The sequence below is a fragment of the Rhodanobacter soli genome (genome assembly GCF_040548735.1).
Classification (GTDB): Bacteria; Pseudomonadota; Gammaproteobacteria; order Xanthomonadales; family Rhodanobacteraceae; genus Rhodanobacter; species Rhodanobacter soli_A.
Map to the genome: position 1 here is coordinate 1,141,430 of NZ_JBEPSD010000001.1, position 19,853 is coordinate 1,161,282.

The 19,853-nt window shown below is 69.5% G+C and carries 13 protein-coding genes; 4 read left to right on the plus strand and 9 right to left on the minus strand.

Going from position 1 to position 19,853, the window contains the following annotated elements:
• The first annotated feature begins 88 nt into the window (after positions 1-88).
• The 4 genes from metK to ABIE04_RS05395 all read left to right on the plus strand — a co-directional run bounded on the left by metK (position 89) and on the right by ABIE04_RS05395 (position 4,253).
• Entirely contained in the window at positions 89-1,288 is a 1,200-nt protein-coding gene (metK, locus tag ABIE04_RS05380; protein ID WP_354547538.1) for a methionine adenosyltransferase, read from the plus strand.
• Between the two features lie 121 nt (positions 1,289-1,409).
• On the plus strand, positions 1,410-3,272 hold the full coding sequence (locus ABIE04_RS05385; RefSeq protein ID WP_354547539.1) for an ATP-binding cassette domain-containing protein: 1,863 nt from the start codon (positions 1,410-1,412) through the stop codon (positions 3,270-3,272).
• Positions 3,273-3,346: 74 nt separating this feature from the next.
• Positions 3,347-3,976, plus strand: a complete 630-nt coding sequence (locus ABIE04_RS05390; RefSeq protein ID WP_354547540.1) for a glutathione S-transferase family protein — start codon at positions 3,347-3,349, stop codon at positions 3,974-3,976.
• A 4-nt stretch (positions 3,977-3,980) separates the two neighbouring features.
• Positions 3,981-4,253, plus strand: a complete 273-nt coding sequence (locus ABIE04_RS05395; protein ID WP_354547541.1) for a GIY-YIG nuclease family protein — start codon at positions 3,981-3,983, stop codon at positions 4,251-4,253.
• Positions 4,254-4,274: 21 nt separating this feature from the next.
• On the opposite strand, the gene ABIE04_RS05400 is transcribed toward ABIE04_RS05395, so the two are convergent.
• From ABIE04_RS05400 to ppc, 9 genes are all read right to left on the minus strand, one after another.
• Positions 4,275-5,540, minus strand: coding sequence for a sensor histidine kinase (locus tag ABIE04_RS05400; RefSeq protein ID WP_436410372.1), 1,266 nt, complete (start codon positions 5,538-5,540; stop codon positions 4,275-4,277).
• Positions 5,432-7,000, minus strand: coding sequence for a sigma-54-dependent transcriptional regulator (locus ABIE04_RS17745; protein ID WP_436410353.1), 1,569 nt, complete (start codon positions 6,998-7,000; stop codon positions 5,432-5,434). Before ABIE04_RS17745 ends, ABIE04_RS05400 begins: the two co-directional genes overlap by 109 nt.
• A 95-nt stretch (positions 7,001-7,095) precedes the next feature.
• On the minus strand, positions 7,096-7,380 hold the full coding sequence (locus tag ABIE04_RS05415) for a hypothetical protein (protein ID WP_354547543.1): 285 nt from the start codon (positions 7,378-7,380) through the stop codon (positions 7,096-7,098).
• Positions 7,381-7,382: 2 nt separating this feature from the next.
• Positions 7,383-9,824 (minus strand): ABC transporter permease, encoded by a 2,442-nt coding sequence (locus ABIE04_RS05420; protein ID WP_354547544.1) that lies wholly within the window; start codon positions 9,822-9,824, stop codon positions 7,383-7,385.
• Between the two features lie 77 nt (positions 9,825-9,901).
• Positions 9,902-12,334: an ABC transporter permease gene (locus ABIE04_RS05425; protein WP_354547545.1), complete on the minus strand. Its 2,433-nt coding sequence runs from the start codon at positions 12,332-12,334 to the stop codon at positions 9,902-9,904.
• Positions 12,335-12,367: 33 nt separating this feature from the next.
• Complete coding sequence (locus ABIE04_RS05430; protein WP_354547546.1) at positions 12,368-14,854, minus strand: ADOP family duplicated permease; 2,487 nt, start codon at positions 14,852-14,854, stop codon at positions 12,368-12,370.
• Positions 14,851-15,615 carry an ABC transporter ATP-binding protein gene (locus ABIE04_RS05435; RefSeq protein ID WP_354547547.1) on the minus strand — a complete coding sequence of 255 codons (765 nt, stop codon included), beginning with the start codon at positions 15,613-15,615 and terminating at the stop codon, positions 14,851-14,853. The genes ABIE04_RS05430 and ABIE04_RS05435 overlap by 4 nt, the downstream gene beginning before the upstream one ends.
• A gap of 129 nt (positions 15,616-15,744) precedes the next feature.
• Positions 15,745-16,998, minus strand: a complete 1,254-nt coding sequence (locus tag ABIE04_RS05440) for an efflux RND transporter periplasmic adaptor subunit (RefSeq protein WP_354547548.1) — start codon at positions 16,996-16,998, stop codon at positions 15,745-15,747.
• A gap of 132 nt (positions 16,999-17,130) precedes the next feature.
• A complete protein-coding gene (gene ppc, locus ABIE04_RS05445) occupies positions 17,131-19,836 on the minus strand; it encodes a phosphoenolpyruvate carboxylase (protein ID WP_354547549.1) in 2,706 nt (901 codons plus the stop codon).
• Positions 19,837-19,853 lie beyond the last annotated feature (17 nt).

Here is a 19,853-nt window from a genome sequence, read left to right on the forward strand (position 1 = left end):
ACGACGGCGGGCTGCAAAACCGGGGGCGGGGATGTATGATGCCCGACTTCATTTATCTTTCTATCCGTACGAAGGGATATAAACCGCGATGTCCAACTACCTGTTCACCTCCGAATCGGTCTCCGAAGGCCATCCGGACAAAGTCGCCGACCAGATCTCCGATGCCGTGCTCGACGCGATCATCGCGCAGGATCCGCGCGCCCGCGTGGCCTGCGAAACCATGGTCAAGACCGGCGTGGCGATCGTCGCCGGCGAAATCACCACCAATGCGTGGATCGACCTCGAGGCGATCACCCGCAAGGTGATCCTCGACATCGGTTACGACTCCAGCGACGTCGGCTTCGACGGCGCCACCTGCGGCGTGATCAACCTGATCGGCAAGCAGTCGCCGGACATCAACCAGGGCGTGGACCGCAAGAAGCCGGAAGAACAGGGCGCGGGCGACCAGGGCCTGATGTTCGGCTACGCCACCAACGAGACGAAGGACTTCATGCCGGCGGCGATCTACTACTCGCACCGCCTGGTCGAGCAGCAGGCGAAGGTCCGCAAGCGGAAGAACTCGCCGCTGCCGTGGCTGCGCCCGGATGCCAAGAGCCAGGTCACCCTGCGCTACGAGCACGGTGTGGCAACGGCGATCGACGCCGTGGTGCTGTCGACCCAGCACGATCCGGACGTGAAGCAGAAAGACCTGATCGAGGCCGTGCGCGAGACCATCCTCAAGCCGGTGCTGCCGGCCAAGCTGCTGCACAAGGGCACCAAGTTCCACATCAACCCGACCGGCAAGTTCGTGATCGGCGGCCCGGTGGGCGACTGCGGCCTGACCGGCCGCAAGATCATCGTGGACACCTACGGCGGCTGGGCCCGTCACGGTGGCGGTGCGTTCTCCGGCAAGGACCCGTCCAAGGTCGACCGTTCGGCCGCCTACGCCGCGCGCTACGTGGCCAAGAACATCGTGGCCGCCGGCATCGCCGACCGCTGCGAGGTGCAGGTGAGCTACGCGATCGGCGTGGCCCATCCCACCTCGATCTCGGTCACCACCTTCGGCACCGGCAAGATCAGCGACGAGAAGATCGAGAAGCTGATCCGCAAGCACTTCGACCTGCGTCCGTACGGCATCCTGCAGATGCTCGACCTGATCCACCCGATGTACCAGCAGACCGCCAGCTACGGCCACTTCGGCCGCACCCCGCACCAGATGAAGGGTCCGGACGACAAGGCCTTCACCGCGTTCTCGTGGGAAAAGACCGACCGCGCCGAGGCGCTGCGCAAGGATGCGAAGCTGAAGTAAGCCGGCGTCACAACGCCGCAAGCGAAACGGGCCGCCCTGTGCGGCCCGTTTTGTTTTTCACCCGTCTTGCGAAGCGGACTCCAGACGCAGCGATACCTGCCGCACCAGCTACAATGGGCGGATGTCTCTTATCCAATTGCAACGCGTCGACTTCAGCATCGGCGGCCCACTCCTGCTCGAACATGTCGATCTGTCGATCGAGGCGAACGAGCGGGTGTGCATCGTCGGTCGCAACGGCGAAGGCAAATCCACCCTGATGAAGCTGATCGCCGGCGAGCTGCAGGCCGACGACGGCGAGGTGCGCATCCAGAACGGCGTCGTGGTGGCGCGGATGGCGCAGGAAGTGCCGCATGGCACAGCCGGCAGCGTGTTCGACGTGGTCGCCGAAGGGCTGGGCGATCTCGGTCGCCTGCTCGCCCGCTACCACCACCTGCTGGCCGAGGGCGACTTCGACACGCTCGGCGATGTGCAGCACCAGATCGAGGCGCAACACGGCTGGGACCTGGACCGCCGCGTGAGCGACGTGCTGACCCAGCTGGAACTGCCGGGCGACACCGACTTCGCCGCCCTGTCCGGCGGCATGAAGCGCCGCGTGCTGCTGGCCCAGGCGCTGGTGCGCAAGCCCGACGTGCTGCTGCTGGACGAGCCGACCAACCATCTCGACATCGAGGCGATCGGCTGGCTGGAAACCTTCCTCAAGCAGTTCGCCGGCAGCATCCTGTTCGTCACCCATGACCGCAGCTTCCTGCGCGCGCTGGCCACCCGCATCGTCGAGATCGACCGCGGCGCGCTTACCGACTGGCCCGGCGATTACGACAATTACCTGCGCCGCCGCGAGGAACGCCTGCACGCCGAAGCACAGGCGAACGCGCTGTTCGACAAGAAGCTGGCGCAGGAGGAAGTGTGGATCCGCCAGGGCATCAAGGCCCGGCGCACCCGCAACGAGGGCCGCGTGCGCGCGCTGAAGGCGCTGCGCAACGAGCGCGCCGAGCGGCGCAACCTGAGCGGCAACGTCAAGATGAATGCGGCGAACGCGCAGGCCTCGGGCAAGAAGGTGATCGACCTGCAGCACGTGCACCAGGCCTATGGCGGACGCGTGCTGATCGAGGATCTCTCCACCACGATCATGCGCGGCGACCGCATCGGCATCATCGGCCCCAACGGCGCCGGCAAGAGCACCCTGCTGAAGATCATGCTGGGCGAGCTGACCCCGCTGCGCGGCACGGCCGAGCTGGGCACCGGCATCCAGGTCGCCTACTTCGACCAGCATCGCCTGCAGCTCAACGACAAGCTCAATGCACTGGACAACGTGGCCGAGGGCCGCGAGTACATCGAGCTCAACGGCCAGCGCAAGCACATCATCGGCTACCTGCAGGACTTCCTGTTCTCGCCCGACCGCGCGCGCGCGCCGATCACCCGCCTGTCCGGCGGCGAGCGCAACCGCCTGCTGCTGGCCAAGCTGTTCGCGCAGCCGTCGAACTTGCTGGTCATGGATGAACCGACCAACGATCTGGACGTCGAGACGCTGGAGCTGCTGGAAGAACTGCTGACCGACTACCAGGGCACCCTGCTGCTGGTCTCGCACGATCGTGCCTTCCTCGACAACGTCGTGTCCAGCACGCTGGTGCTGGAAGGCGAAGGCCAGATCGGCGAGTACGTGGGCGGCTATACGGACTGGCTGCGCCAGCGCCCCGACGCGCGCAGCACCCCTGCCACCGGCAAATCCGCCGCGCCGGTTCCGGCACCTGCGGCGCCTGTTGCGGCAAAGCGCAAGCGCAGCTTCAAGGAACAGCACGAACTGGAACAGCTGCCGAAACGCATCGAGCAGCTGGAAGGCGACATCGCCGCGCGCACTGCCGCGATGGCCGAGCCAACCTTCTTCCAGCAGGACGGCGCCGCCATCGTCAAGGCGAACGAAGCCCTGGTGGCGCTGCAAGCCGAACTCGACGCGGCCTATGCACGCTGGGCGGAACTGGACGGCTGACCTTCGGCCGTCGCGTCGCCGGGATGCCGACATGGCGGCGTATCATCCGTGGATTGCCCTTGCGGATGATCGCCATGTACACGCTCTACTACGCCCCCGGTTCGGCCAACCTGCTGGTGCACCTGGCCCTGCTCGAGATCGGCGCGCCGCACACGCTGGAGCGGGTCGACCTGGACGCCGGCCAGCAACGCAGCGCGGCCTACCTGACGCTGAATCCGAACGGCGTGGTGCCGACCCTGGTGATCGACGGCGTGCCGCACGGCGAGGCGGCGGCACTGGCGATGCTGCTGGCCGAGCGGCACGCCGAAGCCGCGTTGGCACCCGCCACCGGCAGCGCGCAACGCGCCGATTACCTGCAGTGGATGCTGTACCTGGCCAACTCGCTGCAGCCGCTGTTCCGCCAGTGGTTCTATCCCGGCGACCACCTGCCCGGCGCCGCCGACAGCATCAAGGAAGCGGCGCGCATCGGCATCGAGAAGTGCTGGTCGCACATCGATGCGCAGCTGGCCGCGCACGGCCCGTACATGCTGGGCGACACGTTCGGCATGGTGGACCTGTACGCGCTGATGCTGATGCGCTGGTCGCGCAACATGCCGCGCCCGGCGACGGCATGGCCGCAGCTGGCCGCGCTGGCCGCGCGACTGAAGGCGCGCCCGTCGTGGAAACGCGTGTGCGAGGCCGAAGGCCTGGTCGAGTGGGCCTGAGCCCATGAGCGACGTCGGCGCCGACGCCTGGGCCGTCTACCTGCTGGAATGCGCCGACGGCCGCGTCTACACCGGCATCACCCGCGACCCCGAACAGCGCTACGCGAAACACCTCGCCGGCAAGGGCGCCCGTTTCACCCGCTCCAACCCGCCGCGGCAACTGCTGGGCTGGGTCTGGGTCGCCGACCGCAGCGCGGCGCTCAAGCTGGAGATGGCGTGGAAACGACTGCCGCGCGATGAACGCATCGCCGCATTGCACGAAAACATGGCGCCCTGACCCGACGCCGTGGGAGCGGCGTCACGGGGACTCCAGCGGCAGCCAGAGTTGGGCCACGGCGCCGGGGGTGTCGCCGCGTGCACTCAGGCTGACACCGCCTTCATGCGCTTCGGCGATCTGTCGCACCAGGGCGAGACCGATGCCGGAGCCGCCCGGCTTGGTCGTGAAGAACGGCACGAACAGGTTGTCGCTGCCGGGCAGGCCTGGACCATCGTCGAGCACGTCGATCACAGCGCGTTCGCCTTCGATGCGCCAGCGCATGATGACCTGGCCGGCGGTCGCAAGGCTCGCCTCGACGGCATTGCGCAGCAGGTTGATCAGCGCCTGTTCGAGCTGGTCGGGGTCGGCCTGCACCTGCAGCGGTGCGCCCGCCTCCACCTGCACGGCCAGGCGCTGTTCCAGCCGCGCCACCGCTGGCACCAGCGTAGCCAGGTCGAGCTCGCGTTTTTGCGGCGGCGGCAGCGCGGCGAGCCGGCTGTAGCCGGCCAGGAAGCGCGCCAGCGACTCGGCACGATTGCCGATCACCTGCAGGCCGCCGCGCGCATCCTCGCGCCAGTCCTCGGCCAACGGCTCGCGCGCAATCACGGTGGCCAGCGTACCGGCCAGCGAGTGGATCGAGGCCAGCGAGTTGTTGACCTCGTGGCCGAGCACGCGCAGCAGGCGTTGCCAGGCCTGACGCTCTTCCTCGCGCAGCACGCGGCCGACGTCGTTGATCACCAGCAAGCGGCCACTGCGGCCTTCGTTGCGCAGCGGCGCATGGCGTATGTCGAAACGGCCGCTGCGGCCGGGGAATGTGTGCCGAACCACCTGTGCCGACGGCGCGGCCAGCAGCGCGTCGAGTTCCAGCTCGCCGGCACGGCGGCCGATCAGCGCGTGCCGCTCGCCGGCGAGCAGGCGCTGCGCGGCGGGATTGAGCAGGCGCAACCGCGCGTCGTGGTCGAACACCAGCACGGCGCTGTCCAGCGCAGCCAGCGTCTTGCCGAGCAGGCGCGCGGAATCCTCGAACTGCAAACGCTCCTTCTGCAAGCGGTCGGCCAGTGCGTTGATGTCGTAGATCGCATCGCCGAGCACGCCGCCCTGCACGCCGCGCATGCTGTAGTCGCCCTCGCGCAGCGCTTCCAGCAAGCCGGCCAGGGTGTACAGCGGATACACCACGCGCCGATGCTGCCAGCGCGCGATCAACGCGGTGGGCACGACGACCGCGACGGCCAGCAGCCAGCACAGCGCGCGCTCGGGCACGCCGGCCAGCAACAGCCCGCCCACGCCAAGCAGCGCCGGCAAGGCCACCAGCCAATTACCCAGCAGCACGCGCCGCTCGAAGGCGGGCATGCGGCCGCTGCGGCGGGCGGAATCAGTCGGCATCGGACGAGGGATCGCGCAACCCGTATTTTTCCATGCGCCGGTACAAGGTCTGGCGGGTAATGCCGAGCGCGTCGGCGGCATGCTGCAGGTTGCCGTCGTGGCGCTCCAGCGCGCGCCGCACCAGGTGCGCCTCGGCCTGGTCGATGGTCATGCCGTCGATGTCCTGCACGGATGCCCCCCCCCGCCGCACCGGGGCCGAACGCCAGCGCCGAGTCGCTGATCAAGTCGTGTTGGGCCAGCAGCGCGGCGCGTTCCATCAGATGGCCCAGTTCGCGCACGTTGCCCGGCCAGCGCCATGCCAGCAGCGCGCGCTCGGCCGACGGCGCCAAGCGCAGACCGTGACGGCCGTAGCGCGCCGCGCTGCGTTCCAGAAAGCTGCGCGCCAGCGGCAGGATGTCGGCGCTGCGCTCGCGCAGCGGCGGCAAACGGACCTCCAGCGTGTTGAGGCGGTACAGCAGATCCTTGCGGAACCGGCCCGCTTCCACTTCGACCGCGAGGTCGGCATTGGTCGCCGAGACCAGCCGCACATCGGTGTTCTGCGTGCGCGACGAACCCAGCCGCTCGAACTCGCCATCTTCCAGCACGCGCAGCAGCTTCGGCTGCTGCGACGGCGGCACGTTGCCTACCTCATCGAGGAACAGCGTGCCGCCGTCGGCCAGCTCGAAGCGGCCGATGCGTTCGCTCTTGGCGTCGGTGTAGGCGCCGCGCACGTGGCCGAACATCTCCGACTCGAACACGTTCTCGGCGATGCCGCCCATGTTGACCTTGACCAGCGCCTTCGCCGCGCGTCGCGACTGCGCGTGCAGCTGCTGCGCAATGACCCCCTTGCCGGTGCCGTTCTCGCCCAGCACCAGCACGTTGGCGTCGCTGGGCGCGACCCGCGCCACCAGCTCCATCACCCGCCGCATCGCCGGCGATTCGGCGATCAGTTCGTCGCTGCCGCCGCGCAGCAGCGCGTTCTCCGCCTCCAGCCGACGCTGCCGCCGCGCGCCTTCGCCCAGCGCGATCTGCGTGCGCACGATGCTCAGCAGGCGCGTGTTGTCCCACGGCTTCTCGATGAAGTCGCCGGCGCCGCGGCGCAGTGCATCCACCGCCAGCGGCACGTTGCCCCACGCCGTCATCACCACCACCGGCAACTCCGGCGCGTGCTGACGCAACTGGTCGAGCAGGACCAAACCCTCCTCGCCGGACGTGGTGTCGCGGGTGTAGTTGAGGTCGACCAGCGCGCAGCTGAAATCGCGCTGGCGCACGGCTTCCAGCGCCGCAGCCGGACCGTCCACGCCGACGCTGACAATGCCCTCGGACTTCAGCAGCAGGCGCAGCGCCTCGCGCACGTCGGCCTGGTCGTCGGCGAGCAGCACGGTGGGGTTGGTTTCGCGCGTCATATGGTTCCGTCTGTCCATGCAGCCATCGCAGCATAGTAGGAGCCCGCTCGCGGGCGATGCTTTCGCTTTCTCATTGGCCTCAAACGAGCGGGCTCCTACTCGTAGCGCAAGGCAATCGCGGGATCGACGCGCAGTGCACGGGCCAGCGGCATCAGCGAGGCGATCAGCGCCACCAGCAACACTGTCAGCAGTACCGGCGCGAATACCCGCATGTCGTGCGCCTGCGTATGCAAGCCGGGATCGGCCAGCAGGCCCGACCACGGCCACGCCAGCAGGAGGCCGATGCCCAGCCCCACGCCCAGCACCGCCACCGACAGCAGCGCATAGCCACGCCGCCGCGCCAGCCGCCGCCACGCTTCGCGAAATTCGCGCACGACCATCGTCACTCTCCCTTCAAGGCACGCATCGGCGCCACGTTCGCCGCGCGCAGCGCCGGCAGCAGGCAGGCAAGCAACCCGGCGGCAACCAGCACCACCGCCACGCCCACCATCACCAGCGGATCGAGCGCACCACTGCGACCAATCAGCGTCATCAGTACCTGCGACACCGCGCGTGCCATCAGCCACGCCATCGCAACACCCAGCGCCAACCCCAGCGCGATCTGCCACAAGCCGCCGCGCAGCACCAGCCGCAACAGCCGCGACGGTGCGGCACCCAAGGCCATGCGCACGCCGAATTCGCGCTCGCGCGCGGCGACCGCCACCGCCATCACCGCGTACAAGCCGGCCGCGGCCAGCAGCACGGCCAATGCGGCGAACACGCCGATCAGGAGCAGGTTGAGGCGCGCGTCGGCGGTAGTCCGCTCGACGATGCTGCGCATGCTGCGCAGCTTGGCGATGGGTTGCTCGGGCGCCACTTCGGCCACCGCCGCGCGCACGCCGGCACGCCAATCGTCCGGATTGCCGTGGCCGCGCAGGGCGAAGCGCAGAGGCTCCAGATCGCGGAAGATCGCCATCGTCGGCGCGGGCAGTTGTACCAGCGGCAGGTACACCACCGGCAGCAGCGGATGCAAAGGCCCACGCTGCCAAGTGCTGGCCACCACGCCGACGATGCGCGCGGGCAGGTGCGGCGCATCGTTCACTTCCACATCCAGCTCTTTGCCCAGCGCATGCCCGCCATACCATCGGTCGGCCAGATCCTGGCTGACGATCACCACCGGCGCGCCGCCCTGTCTGTCTTCGCGCGTGAAACCGCGCCCCTCGCGCAGGGCCATGCCGAACACCGTGAAGTAATCCGCGTCGATGCCCTTCATCTGCGCTTCGAATTCATTGCCCTCGGGCGTGTGCATGCCGTTGTTGAACGAGCCGAAGAGGTCGTCGCTGGTGGGCAGGTTGGTAGTCACGGCGGCATCGGTCACACCGGGGATCATGCGCAGGCGTTCGACCAGTTGCCGGGTCATGGCCAGCATCGAGGCCGTGTCCGGGTAGTGGCCTTTCACGGGCGCCAACTCGAAGGTGAGCACTCCGGCTTCCGTGTAGCCAAGCGGTTGGCGCGAGGCCTCGCCGATGGCGTGCATGAACACCCCCGCGGCGCACAGCAGCATCGCCGCCAGGCTCACCTGCGCCACCACCAGGCTGCGGCTCAGGCGACCGCCGCGGACGCCGGCGCCGCTGCGCCCGCCTTCGCGCAAGGCCTCCGCCCCCGCCGCGCCACGACTGCGCAGCAGGCCGAACACGGCCGCCAGCACCGCGCCCAGCAAGCCCATGCCGAAGGCCAGTTGCCACGCCATGGCGCCCGTCTGCACGCGCCCGCCCCACAGCCACAACGAGGGGATGGACCCCCGCAACAAGGCCAGTCCTGCAGCGGCCAGCGCCATGCCGGCCAGTGCCGCCACGGCGCCGATGAGCAGGCCCTCGGCCAGCGCCGGCAGCAGGATCCGCCACTGCGACGCGCCCAACGCATGCCGCACCGCGACATCGTGCTGGCGCGCCAGCGCACGCAACAGCATCAGGTTGGCCAGGTTGACCAGGGCGATCAGCGACACCAGCACCGCGCTGGTGAGGAACAGCAGCAGCATCGGCCGTGTGTCCTGCTGGAAGGCCGAGGCGTAGCCTTCCGCCCCGAAGCGCGGCTTCTTCCAGTTGCCGCCCATGCCCATGTCGCGGAACATCGTGCGCTCGGCCGCATCCGCCTGCGCCGATGCGGTGGCGATGTCCACACCCTCCGCCAGTCGCGCGATCGCCTCATGCCCGTTGTGGTAGTAATCGCGGCTCACCGCCGGCAGCGCGGTCGGCAGCACCACGTCGCCCGGCCCCAGCAGGATGCTGAACGCCGCCGGCAACACGCCCACGATGGTGTGCGTCACGCCTTCCACCTTCAGCGTGCGACCGACCACGCCGGGGTCGCCGCCGTAGGCGCGCTGCCACAGGCCATGGCCCAGCAGCACCGCCTTCGGTCCGTCCGAGCGATCCTCCTGTGCGCTGAAGTTGCGCCCCAGCACGGGCCGCAGTGCCAGCGTGGGCAGCAGGCCGCGATCCATTTCGATCAACGGCACCTGCGCCGGCGCACCCGCTCCCGCGATGTTCACTACCGTACCGAAATGCACCAGCCCCATCGACGCCAGCCCCGCCGGAGAGCCCAGCGACTGGTACTCGTGCGGCGAGATGCCACCGACGTGGCCGTTGTCGTGCAGCGCACCGATCACCACCAGCCGATCCGCCCGCGGTGCCGGCAGCGGTCGCCACAAGGTGTTCGCGATCAGCACGAACACCGCCACGCTGGCGCCGATGCCCAGCGCCAGCACGCCGCCGGCGAGCAGCAGGAAGCCGGGGCGACGCAGGCTGGCGCGCCAGGCACGAAGGATTTCGGCAAGCCAGATGCTCATGCGGCCACCTTGCTGTGCAAGCCGTCGGCGACTTGCCGGCGAAAGAGCTTCCCGTCTTGCGGCATGACAACCATGGACTAATCTCCCTGCAGGACGCGCATCGGTTGGACCCGGCCCGCGCGCACGGCGGGCGCGAGACAGGCAAGCAGGCCGAAGGCCAGCAACAGCACGCAGACACCGCCCGCGACCCACGGTCCGAACATCGCATGCGACCCGAGCTGCGCGAACGAGGCCGCGAACACCCGCGGGAAGGCAGCCGCCAAGGCCAGCCCCAGCGCCAGGCCGACCGCGATCTGGGCCATCCCGCCGCGCAGCACCAGCGCGGCCAGTCGTGCAGGCGATGCGCCCAAGGCGGAGCGCACGCCCAGCTCGTGCTCGCGCGCCGCCACCGCGACCGACATCACCGCGTAGAGGCCGGCTCCAGCGAGCAGCAAGGCCATCGTCGCGAACACGCCGCAGATCCAGATGCCGGTCCGCGCGCCACCCGATGCCTCGGCGACGATCGAGCGCATGCTGCGCACCTGCGCGACCGGTTGCTGCGGCGCCACCGCGGCGACGATCTCGCTCAGCGCCTTGCCATAGCCGGCAACATCGCCGTGCACGCGCAAGGCGAAATGCATCGATTCGATGCTGCGGAAGCCGGCCATGAGCGCATCGGGCATCTGCGCCAGCGGCACGTAAAGTTCCGCGGGCCTCGAACCAGAGGCCTGCCTCGGGTAGGTGTCGTCGACCACGCCCACGATGCGCGCCGTCCACGGCTTGCCCGGATGGGCCGTATCGTCCATCTGCACCTGCCGGCCCAGCGCCTGCCCGCCATACATCCGCTCGGCCATGGTCCGGCCGATGACCGCCACCGCTTCGCTGCCGCGTCCGTCCTCCGGCGTGAACAGCCGACCACGCTGCGGGCGGATGCCGAACAGCCGGAAATAATCCGCGCCCACGGCGCGATAGAGAACGAACGTCGGCTCGTCACCCTGCGCGTGCGCGGCGACGCCGAAGGAGCCGAGGAAACCGTCCAGCGGCAGGCTGGTGGACGCTGCGGCGTCAAGCACGCCGGGCAGCTGGCGCATGCGCTCGACGAGCCGTTGCGACAGGGCCGTCACCGCCTGCACGTCCGGGTAGTCGGCCTGCACCGGGGCGAGCGCGACCGTCGCCACGTCGGCATAGTCGAAACCCCACTGCGCGCGCGCATCGTCCCAGGACTTGCGCAGGAAGATCCCGCAGGCGCACAGCAGCACCACCGTCAGCGTCACTTGCGCGGTCACCAGCACGCGGCTGAGCCGGCCCTGGTAACGCGTGCCACCGCTGCGGCCGCCCTCGCGCAACTCGTCGAAGGAAACGATGGCGCGGGCCCGCCACAGGCCCAGCACCGCGGACCCCAGCGTCGCCAGCAGCGACACCAGCACCACCAGCAGCAAGGTGTGCGTCCCCAGATGCAGCTCGCCGCCGATGGCCTCGGGCGGAATGATGCTGCGCAGTACCGCCACGCCTGCCAGCGCCAGCAGGATGCCGAAGCCGGCGCCGAGCAGGCCCACCAGCAGGCTTTCTGCGAGCAGCGGCGCACCGGGGCGCCAGCGCTGCGCGCCCAGCGCCGTGCGCACCGCAGTGTCGCGCTGCCGCGCCAGTGCTCGCAGCAGCAACAGGTTCGCCTCGTTGACCAGGGCGATCAGCAACACCAGCAGCGCGCTGGCCTGGAACAGCACCAGCACACGGGCGCCCTGCACATGCAAGGCGGCGTGGTAGTCGCTGGCACCGTAGCGGGCGTGGTTGTCGCGGTTTGCAGCGGAACGGGCGGCGTCCGCCTGCAGTCGCGCTTCCACCTGCGCACCCACCGCGTCGGGAGTTGCGCTATCGGCGAGGCGTGCGATCGCGAGGTAGAGGGGCTGGCCGTCGGCACCATCGGGCGTCAGCATGGCCGGCAGCACGATGTCGCCGCCTGTGCCCGCCGCAACGAATGCCTCGGGCAACACGCCGACGATAGTGTGCGGCGTGCCTTCGACTTTCAGCGTCCGACCGATTGCGGCCGGATTGCCCGCGTACTGGCGCTGCCAGAAATCGTGGGTGAGCATGACGACCGGCGGCCCGTGCGGACTGTCCTCGCCCGCAGCGAAGTTGCGCCCGAGCTGCGGCCGCATGCCGAGCGTGGGCAGCAGGTTGTGGTCGGCGTAGGTCGCCTCCACCCGCTGCGGCACGCCGTCGCGCTCGATATTGACGATCGGCGTGGCGAATGCAAGCAGGCCGATCGAGCGCACGCCATCCAGGTCCTGCAGCGCCGCGTACTGCCGCGTGGAAACCCGCGGCGGCCACCTGGGGACCAGCTTGCCCACGGCCACCAGGCGCGATGCCTGCGGCAGCGGCAAGGGCTTGAGCAGCACCTGGTCGATCAGGTTGAACGCCACCGCGCTGGCCCCCACGCCCAGCGCCAGTACGCCGCTCGCCAGCAGCAGGAAGCCGGGCCTGCGCAAGCTGGTACGCCATGCGCGCCAGATTTCGGCGAGCCAGATGTTCATGGGAAACTCCCGCATGAAATCCTCTCCATCGCCCTACTCCCCGCGCAAGGCGCGCATCGGCGGCACGCGTGCCGCGCGCAGCGCCGGCAGCAGGCAGGCCAGCAGGCCGGCGGCGGCCAGCACCAGGCATACGCCAGCCATGGCGAAAGGATCGAAGACGCTGCGGTCGATCTCCTCCATCACGGCACCAAGCACGCGCGACAGAGCCAGCGTGATGCCCATGCCGAGGAACAGCCCCATCGCGATCTGCCGCAACCCTCCCTGCAGCACCATGCGCACCAGGCCCGGCGACGATGCGCCCAGTGCCATGCGCACGCCGAATTCGCGCTGGCGCGCCGCGACTGCCACCGTCATCACGGCGTACATCCCGGCGGCAGCCAACCCCAGCGCCAGCAGCGCGAACAAGCCAACCAGGAACAGGTTGCGCCGCGTGTCGTCGGTGGTCGCGTGCACGATCCCAGCCATTGTCTGCAGGTTGGCGATGGGTTGTTGCGGCGCCACGTCGGCGACTGCTGCGCGGACGGCCTGACGATAATTGTCGGGGTTGCCTTGCACGCGCAGCGCAAAGCGCAGCGGCTGGAAGGAACGAAACACCCGCACGACGTGCTCGGGCATCTGCACAAGAGGGAGATAGAGGAACGCGCGCTTCTGGTCATCCAGCGGACCGAATTGCCGCGTATCGCCGGCCACGCCGACGATGCGCGCCGTCACCGGGCGAAAGGTCGGGTCGCCAGAGAGCTTCTTGCCGGCGGAGTATCCGCTGTAATCGTTGACGACGATGCCCTTGCCCAGCGCGTGGCCACCGTATTCCCGCTCGGCCAGCGTCCGGTTCACGATGGCCACCGGCTCGCTGCCCGCGGTGTCGGTGGCGTCAAAGGAGCGCCCTTCGCGCATGGGGATGCGAAACACGGAGAAAAAGTCGGCGTTCACTCCGCGAATCTGCGGATTCGGATCGAAATAGTCCTTGCCTGGGGCGTGCACGCCGCCCATGTTGAACTGCTGCCCGAAGTCTCCCGCCGGCAGGCCGTTGGTGACGGCGACGTGCTCGACGCCGGGCAATGCACGCAGGCGCCGCAGCAGTCCCCGGACCAGGGTTTGCGTCGACGCGGCATCAGGGTTGCTGGCCCGCACCGGCGCCAGGTCGAAGGTCAGGATGTGGTCGCTGGCGAAACCCAGCGGCGTGCGCGCGGCATCGTAGAGCGCATGCAGGAACAGGCCGGTGCCGCACATCAGGCAGGTCGCCAGGCTCATTTGCGCCACCACCAGCACCCGCCCCAGGCGGCCGCCATGGCGCCCCGGCGTGCGGCCCCCTTCATGCAACGCCTCCTGCACCGACGCCGAGGAGAGCCCGCGCCACGCACCGAACATCGCCGCCAGCAGCGCCCCCGGCACGGCGATCGCCAGCGTCAACAGCACCAGCCCGGCCGACATGCGCGCCGCTTCACCATGCATCCATGCCGTCGGGACGTAATGACTGAACAGGGACAACCCCGCCGCCGCCAGCCCCGCGCCGACGAGGGCGCCGCTGGTGCCGACCAGCACGCCCTCGGCGCAGGCCGGCAGCGCCAGCCGCCACACCGGCGCGCCCAAGGCATGGCGCACGGTCGCATCGTGGTGGCGCGACAAGGTGCGCAGCAGCATGAGATTGCCGAGATTGACCAGTGCGATCAGCAGCACGCCCAGCGCGCTGGCCAGGAACAGCAGCATGACCGGGCGCTGCTGCTGGTGCAGCGCCGCCGACAGCGGCACGCTGCCGAAACGCACGTGCTTCCAGTAGTCGGCGTTCGCATCGGCGAGGCCCGCATACATGGCCTGCATGGCGGCGTTCGCCCGGGCATCGACTACCGCGGCGCTGGCCCCCGGCGCCAATCGCGCGACCGCGATGAAGTTGGTGCCGTCGTCGTAAGTGTTCGGTTGCAACGCCAGCGGCAACATGATGTCGCCCTGGCCGAACTGATCGAAACTGGCAGGCAGCACACCGACGATGGTATGCGCCACGCCCTCGACCCGCAGGTTGCGGCCGATCACCGCCGACGCGCCGCCATAGCGGCGGCGCCAGTAGCCCTCGGCGAGAATCACCGCCTTCGGGCCGCCCGGGCGGTCCTCCTGTTCCGAGAAGCCTCGCCCGAGCCGCATCCGTACGCCGAGCGTGGGCAGCAGGCCGCGATCGGCGAAGAAGGCGTTCACCTGCTCCGGCTCGCCGTCGCCGGCCACATTGACGGCCGTGAACTCGCCCTTGATCAGGCCCATCGACGTCATGCCGCCGACGGGCTGCATGTGCTGGTATTGCTGGGGCGTAATGCCATTGAACCGATGTCCCTCGTCCAGCGAGCCCAGCGCGACCAATTGCTCGGGCGAGGCATAAGGCAAGGGCCGCAACAGCACGTCGTCGACCAGCACGCATACCGCCGCGCTGGCGCCGACGCCCAGCGCCAGCACACCGCTGGCCAGCAGAAAAAAACCCGGCCGGCGCAGGCAGGTGCGCCAGGCGCGCCAGACTTCGGCCAGCCAGACGTTCATGCATCGACCTCGACATGGCCACCGATCAGCGCATCCAGCCGCTGCTCGTCTTCGCGGCGCAGGCGGTCGTAGGTTTCCTCGTCGACCACGCGGCCGTCGAACAGGCGGATCTTGCGCTGGGCCAGTTCGGCGTAGCGGGCGTCGTGGGTGACCATGCAGATGGTGGCGCCGCCCTTGTGCAGTTCGTCCAACAGGGCCATCACCGCCTCGCCGTTGCGCGAATCGAGATTGCCGGTGGGTTCGTCGGCGAGCAGGATCGCCGGCTTGCCGACCAGCGCACGCGCCACCGCCACGCGCTGCTGCTGGCCGCCGGAAAGCTGCGCCGGGTAGTGCCGCATGCGGTGCGCCATGCCGACGCGTTCCAACGCCTCCTGCACCCGCTCGCGTCGCTCGCCGGCGCCGATGCCGCTGCGATAGGTCAGCGGCAGTTCCACGTTCTCCTGCACGCTCAGGTCGCCGATCAGGTTGAACGCCTGGAAAATGAAACCGATCTCGGCGTTGCGGATGCGCGCGCGCTCGGCGGCGTTGAGCGCGGCCACGTCGTGCCCGTTCAGTACGTAGCTGCCGGCGCTGGCGGTATCGAGTAGGCCGAGGATCGACAGCAGCGTGGTCTTGCCGCAACCGGACGGGCCGGAGATGGACACGTATTCGCCGCGGCGGATGTCAAGGTGCACGTCGGCCAGTGCGTGTGTTTCCACCTCGTCGGTCTGGAATACCTTGCGGATGCCGCCGAGGGCGATGACGGAAGTCGGTTCGTTCATGCGGTTGTCCCTGTTCGAAGTGGTCCGGTGGATCTGCGTGCAGGAGCGCATCCTGTGCGCGATGCTTTTGGGTGGCCATCAGCAAGAGCATCGCGCACAGGGCGCGCTCCTGCAGTGGGTCGGCGGGGGTCAGCGCAGGCGCAGGCGGTCATATTTGTCCCATTGGCTGGTGTCGGAAAGGATCACACGGTCGCCCGGCTGCAGACCTTGCAGCAATTGCACGCGGTCGACCGAGGTAGCGCCCACACGCACCTTCACGCGAGTGGCGGTGTCGCCGGAGGCATCGAGGCGGAACAGGCTCACCTCGCTGTTCGCCTCGACCTGGGCGGGCCGTCCCAGCGACAGCACCTGGTCGAGTTTCGCAATGCGGATGCGGCTGTCGACCGACAGATCCGGGCGTGCGCCAGCCGGCAGCGCGCCGATCGGCGTCACGTCCACCTGCACGCTGCCGTCGACCACCGCCGGATCGATGCGCGTGACGGTGCCGTCGATCATGCCGTTGTAGGTGTTCACCTGTGCGGACATGCCCAGCGCCACGTCCTTGGCCTGCACCTCGGGCACGCGCAGCCGCGCGATCAGCACGTCGCCGCGCGCGACCCGCGCCAGGTCGGTACCGGCAGCGACCTGCTGGCCTTCCTGCACGGCGACCTGCTGCAGCGTGCCGGCGATGCCGGCGCGCACGTCCAGTGCATCGGACTGGCGTTGGCGCAAGGTCAGGTTGCTGCGCTGCAATTGCAGTTGGGCGCGCATCGCAGCCATCTGCGCGGCGATGCCGGCGCCGAACGTCTGCACGCGCTGCTGCTCGACTTCGGCGCGATGCATGAGCTGGTTCAGCGCGATCAGTTCCTGCTCGTACTGCACGCGGGGAATCAGGTTCTTCGCCACCGCCTTGGCGTCGGCGTCGCTGCGGACCTTGGCCGAGGCGTAGTCGGCCTGGGCCTGGGCCAGCGAGGAACGTTCGTCGAGCAACTGCGATTGCAGTTCGGCGTGCTTGGCGACGACCTGCGCCTCCGCCGCCGCGACCTGCGCCTCGGCGTTACGCAGGTCGTTCTCCACCTGCGGGCTGCTCAGGCGCAGCAGCACCGTGTCCGGCTCCACATGGGTGCCTGGCCACATTTCGATCTTCGCTACCTGCGCGCTGGTCTGCGCCGCCAGCCAGTGGATATCGCGCGGCACCAGGGTGCCCGGCGCACGCACCTCGCGCAGCATGTCGCCGCGCTGCACGCTGTCGATCCACAGGCTCGAGCGCTCCGCCGTGGGCAGGGCCGGGCCGAGACTGGCCGCGCCGACGGCAATGCCGGTGAGCAGCAACGCACTGGCACCGATGGCGATCCGTTTGCGGCGGCGCTTGCGCTGGGCGGCGAGGGGGTTGGCGATATCCATGAGCCGGTCAGAGCAAGGCCCGTGCCATGCGTGCAAGCCATTGTCGCGCAAGGGATCAGGCCAGTGCCGAGGGCGATGCCGCCGTTCGCTGCCGGGCAGTGCTGTCCGGAGTCGTACGCTTGCAGGAGACGGTCAGCCGGTGTTCTGCAAACCCTGCGCCACGCCATTGACGCAGGCGACCAGGGCTTGCAGCACGGCATCGTCGCTGCGCTCGCCGGCGCGCCAGCGCTGCAGCAGGTCGACCTGCAGCAGGCTCATCGGGTCGACGTAGGGGTTGCGCAGGCGGATCGAAGCGGCCAGGCGCGGCTCGCCGGGCAGCAGGACGTCGCTGCCCTTCAACTGCAGCAGCCAGTGGCGGGTGCGCGCGAACTCGTCGCGGATCAGGCCGAAGAATTCGTCGTGCAGCGGGCCGGACAGTTTCGAGAACGCCTCGGCGATGTCCAGGTCGCACTTGGCCAACACCATCTCCACGTCGTCCAGCAGGTTGCAGAAGAACGGCCAGTCGCGCGCCATCTCCGCCAGCGCTTCTTCGCCGAACTGCTGCACGCCCTGCTCCAGCGCGCTGCCAAGGCCGTACCAGCCGGGCAGGATCGAGCGGCACTGGGTCCAGGCGAACACCCACGGGATCGCGCGCAGGTCCTGCACGCCGCGCATGCTGCGGCGGCTGGCCGGGCGCGAACCCAGGGTCATCTGCTCGATCACGTCGACCGGCGTGGCGCTGCGGAAGTAGTCGACGAAGCCCGCGCGCTCGACGAAGTCGCGGTAGCTGCGCCGGCTGGTCGCCGACAGTGTGTCCATCAGTTCGCGCCAGCGCGCCTCGCGCGGCTCGTCTTCGCGCGGACGCAGCGACGCGCGCAGCACCGCGCCCACGGTCTGCTCCAGGTTGCGCAGCGCCAGCGCGCGGATGCCGTACTTGCGATGGATCACCTCGCCCTGCTCGGTCACCCGCAGCACGCCAGCCACCGCGCCGCGTGGCGAGGACATCAGCGCCGGCGTGATGCGCGCGCCGCCACGGCTGGCCGAACCGCCGCGGCCATGGAAGAACGCGAGATGGATGCCGGCGGCATTCGCCACGTCCAGCAGTTCCACCTGGGCGCGCTGCAGGCCCCAGCGCGAGGCCAGCGTGCCGCCGTCCTTGCCGCTGTCGGAGTAGCCCAGCATCACCCATTGCTGGTCGTGGCGCGCAGCCAGATGGCGGCGATAGACCGGGTCGTCGAGCAGCGCGCGCAAGGTGGCCGGCGCGTTCTTCAGGTCGTCGACGGTTTCGAACAGCGGGGCGATATTGAGCGGCACGTGCTGCGCCTCGTCGACCATCCCGCCGCGCCGCGCCAGCGCCAGCACCGCCAGCACGTCGGCGGCCGAACGCGCCATGCTGATGATGTACAGGCCGGTGGCGTCGTGGCCGTGGCTCTGGCGACTGTCGCGCAAGGTGGTGAACACCGCCTGCAGGGCTTCGGCATTCGCGTCGCCGCTGTGCGCAAACGCGGCTTCGCCGCTGGCGTAGGGGCGCAGCCGGTCGGCACGTGCGGCGCCGTCGCGGGAGGACCAATCCGGATCGGCCAGCAGGGCCGCCAGCGCGTCGTCGTGCACGCGCGAATCCTGCCGCACGTCCAGCCGCGCCAGGTGGAAGCCGAAGCTGCGCACGCGGCACAGCAGGCGTTCCACCGCGTAGGCGCCGGCGTGCACGCCGCGATGCTGGAACAGGCTGTCGGCGATCAGCTGCAGGTCGTCCAGCAATTCGTCACTGGACGGATAGCCGTCCGAAGATTCGTCACCGGTCAGCGCCAGCCGCGCGCCGACCAGTTGCAGCAGGCAGCGGTACGGCATGTCGGCGTGGCGCGGACGGATCTGCGCCGCGGCTGCAGGAAAACGCTCGCGGTAGTCCGCCAGCCGTGCGCGCAGCGCCGCCGATGCGGCAACCCGACCCTCGGTCTGGCTGAGCTGGCGCGCCAGCGTCGCCACGTCCTCGCGGTAGCGCTCCAGCACCAGCGCGCGCTGCGAGTCGAGGCAGGCGGCGATGGTGTCGGCGCCCACGTTGGGATTGCCGTCCATGTCGCCGCCGACCCAGCTGGCGAAGCGCAGCAGTCGCGGCAGCTTGATCGCCACGCCGTAGGTGGCCTGCAGCGCCTGCGCCAGCGATTCGTACAGCGCCGGCACGATCCGGTACAGCGGGTTGGCCAGGTAGAAGTCGACGTGTTCGCGCTCGTCCTGCACGCTGGGCCGCACCGGCGAGGCCTCGGCGGTCTGCCAGCCGGCGGACAGGGCCATGTAGATGCGGTCGTCGTCCTCCTTGCGCTCCTGCGGCGTACGTTGCTGGTCGAAGCCGTCGATCAGCGAACGCACGATCGCCTGTTCCTTCTCCAGCAGCGAGCGGCGCACCGCCTCGGTCGGATGCGCAGTGAACACCGGCTCGATCCACAGCCGGTCGAGCCAGCCCACCAGTTCGTCGGCGCCCACGCCCGCGGCCTTCAGCCGGCCCAGCACGTCGAGCAGCGATTCCGGCTGCGGTGCGCTGCCCTCGCGCTGGTAGTCGCGGCGACGGCGGATGCGGTGCACCCGCTCGGCGGTGTTCACCGCCTGGAAATAAGTGGCGAACGCACGCGCCAGCGCCTCCGCGTCGTGGGCGTCGAGACCGGCCAGCGAGGCGGCCAGATCGTCCACCGTGGCGCCCTCGCGGCGGCGGCGGATCGCCGCGGTGCGCACCTGCTCGACCCGCTCGAAAAACGCCGTGCCGCCCTGCTCGGCCAGCATCCGCCCGACCATCGCGCCGAGCCGGCTGACGTCCTCGCGCAGCGGGCCGTCGGGCGGCAGGAATTCGGGTTCGCGGCTTGATTCCATGCGGGGCTCCGGGCTGG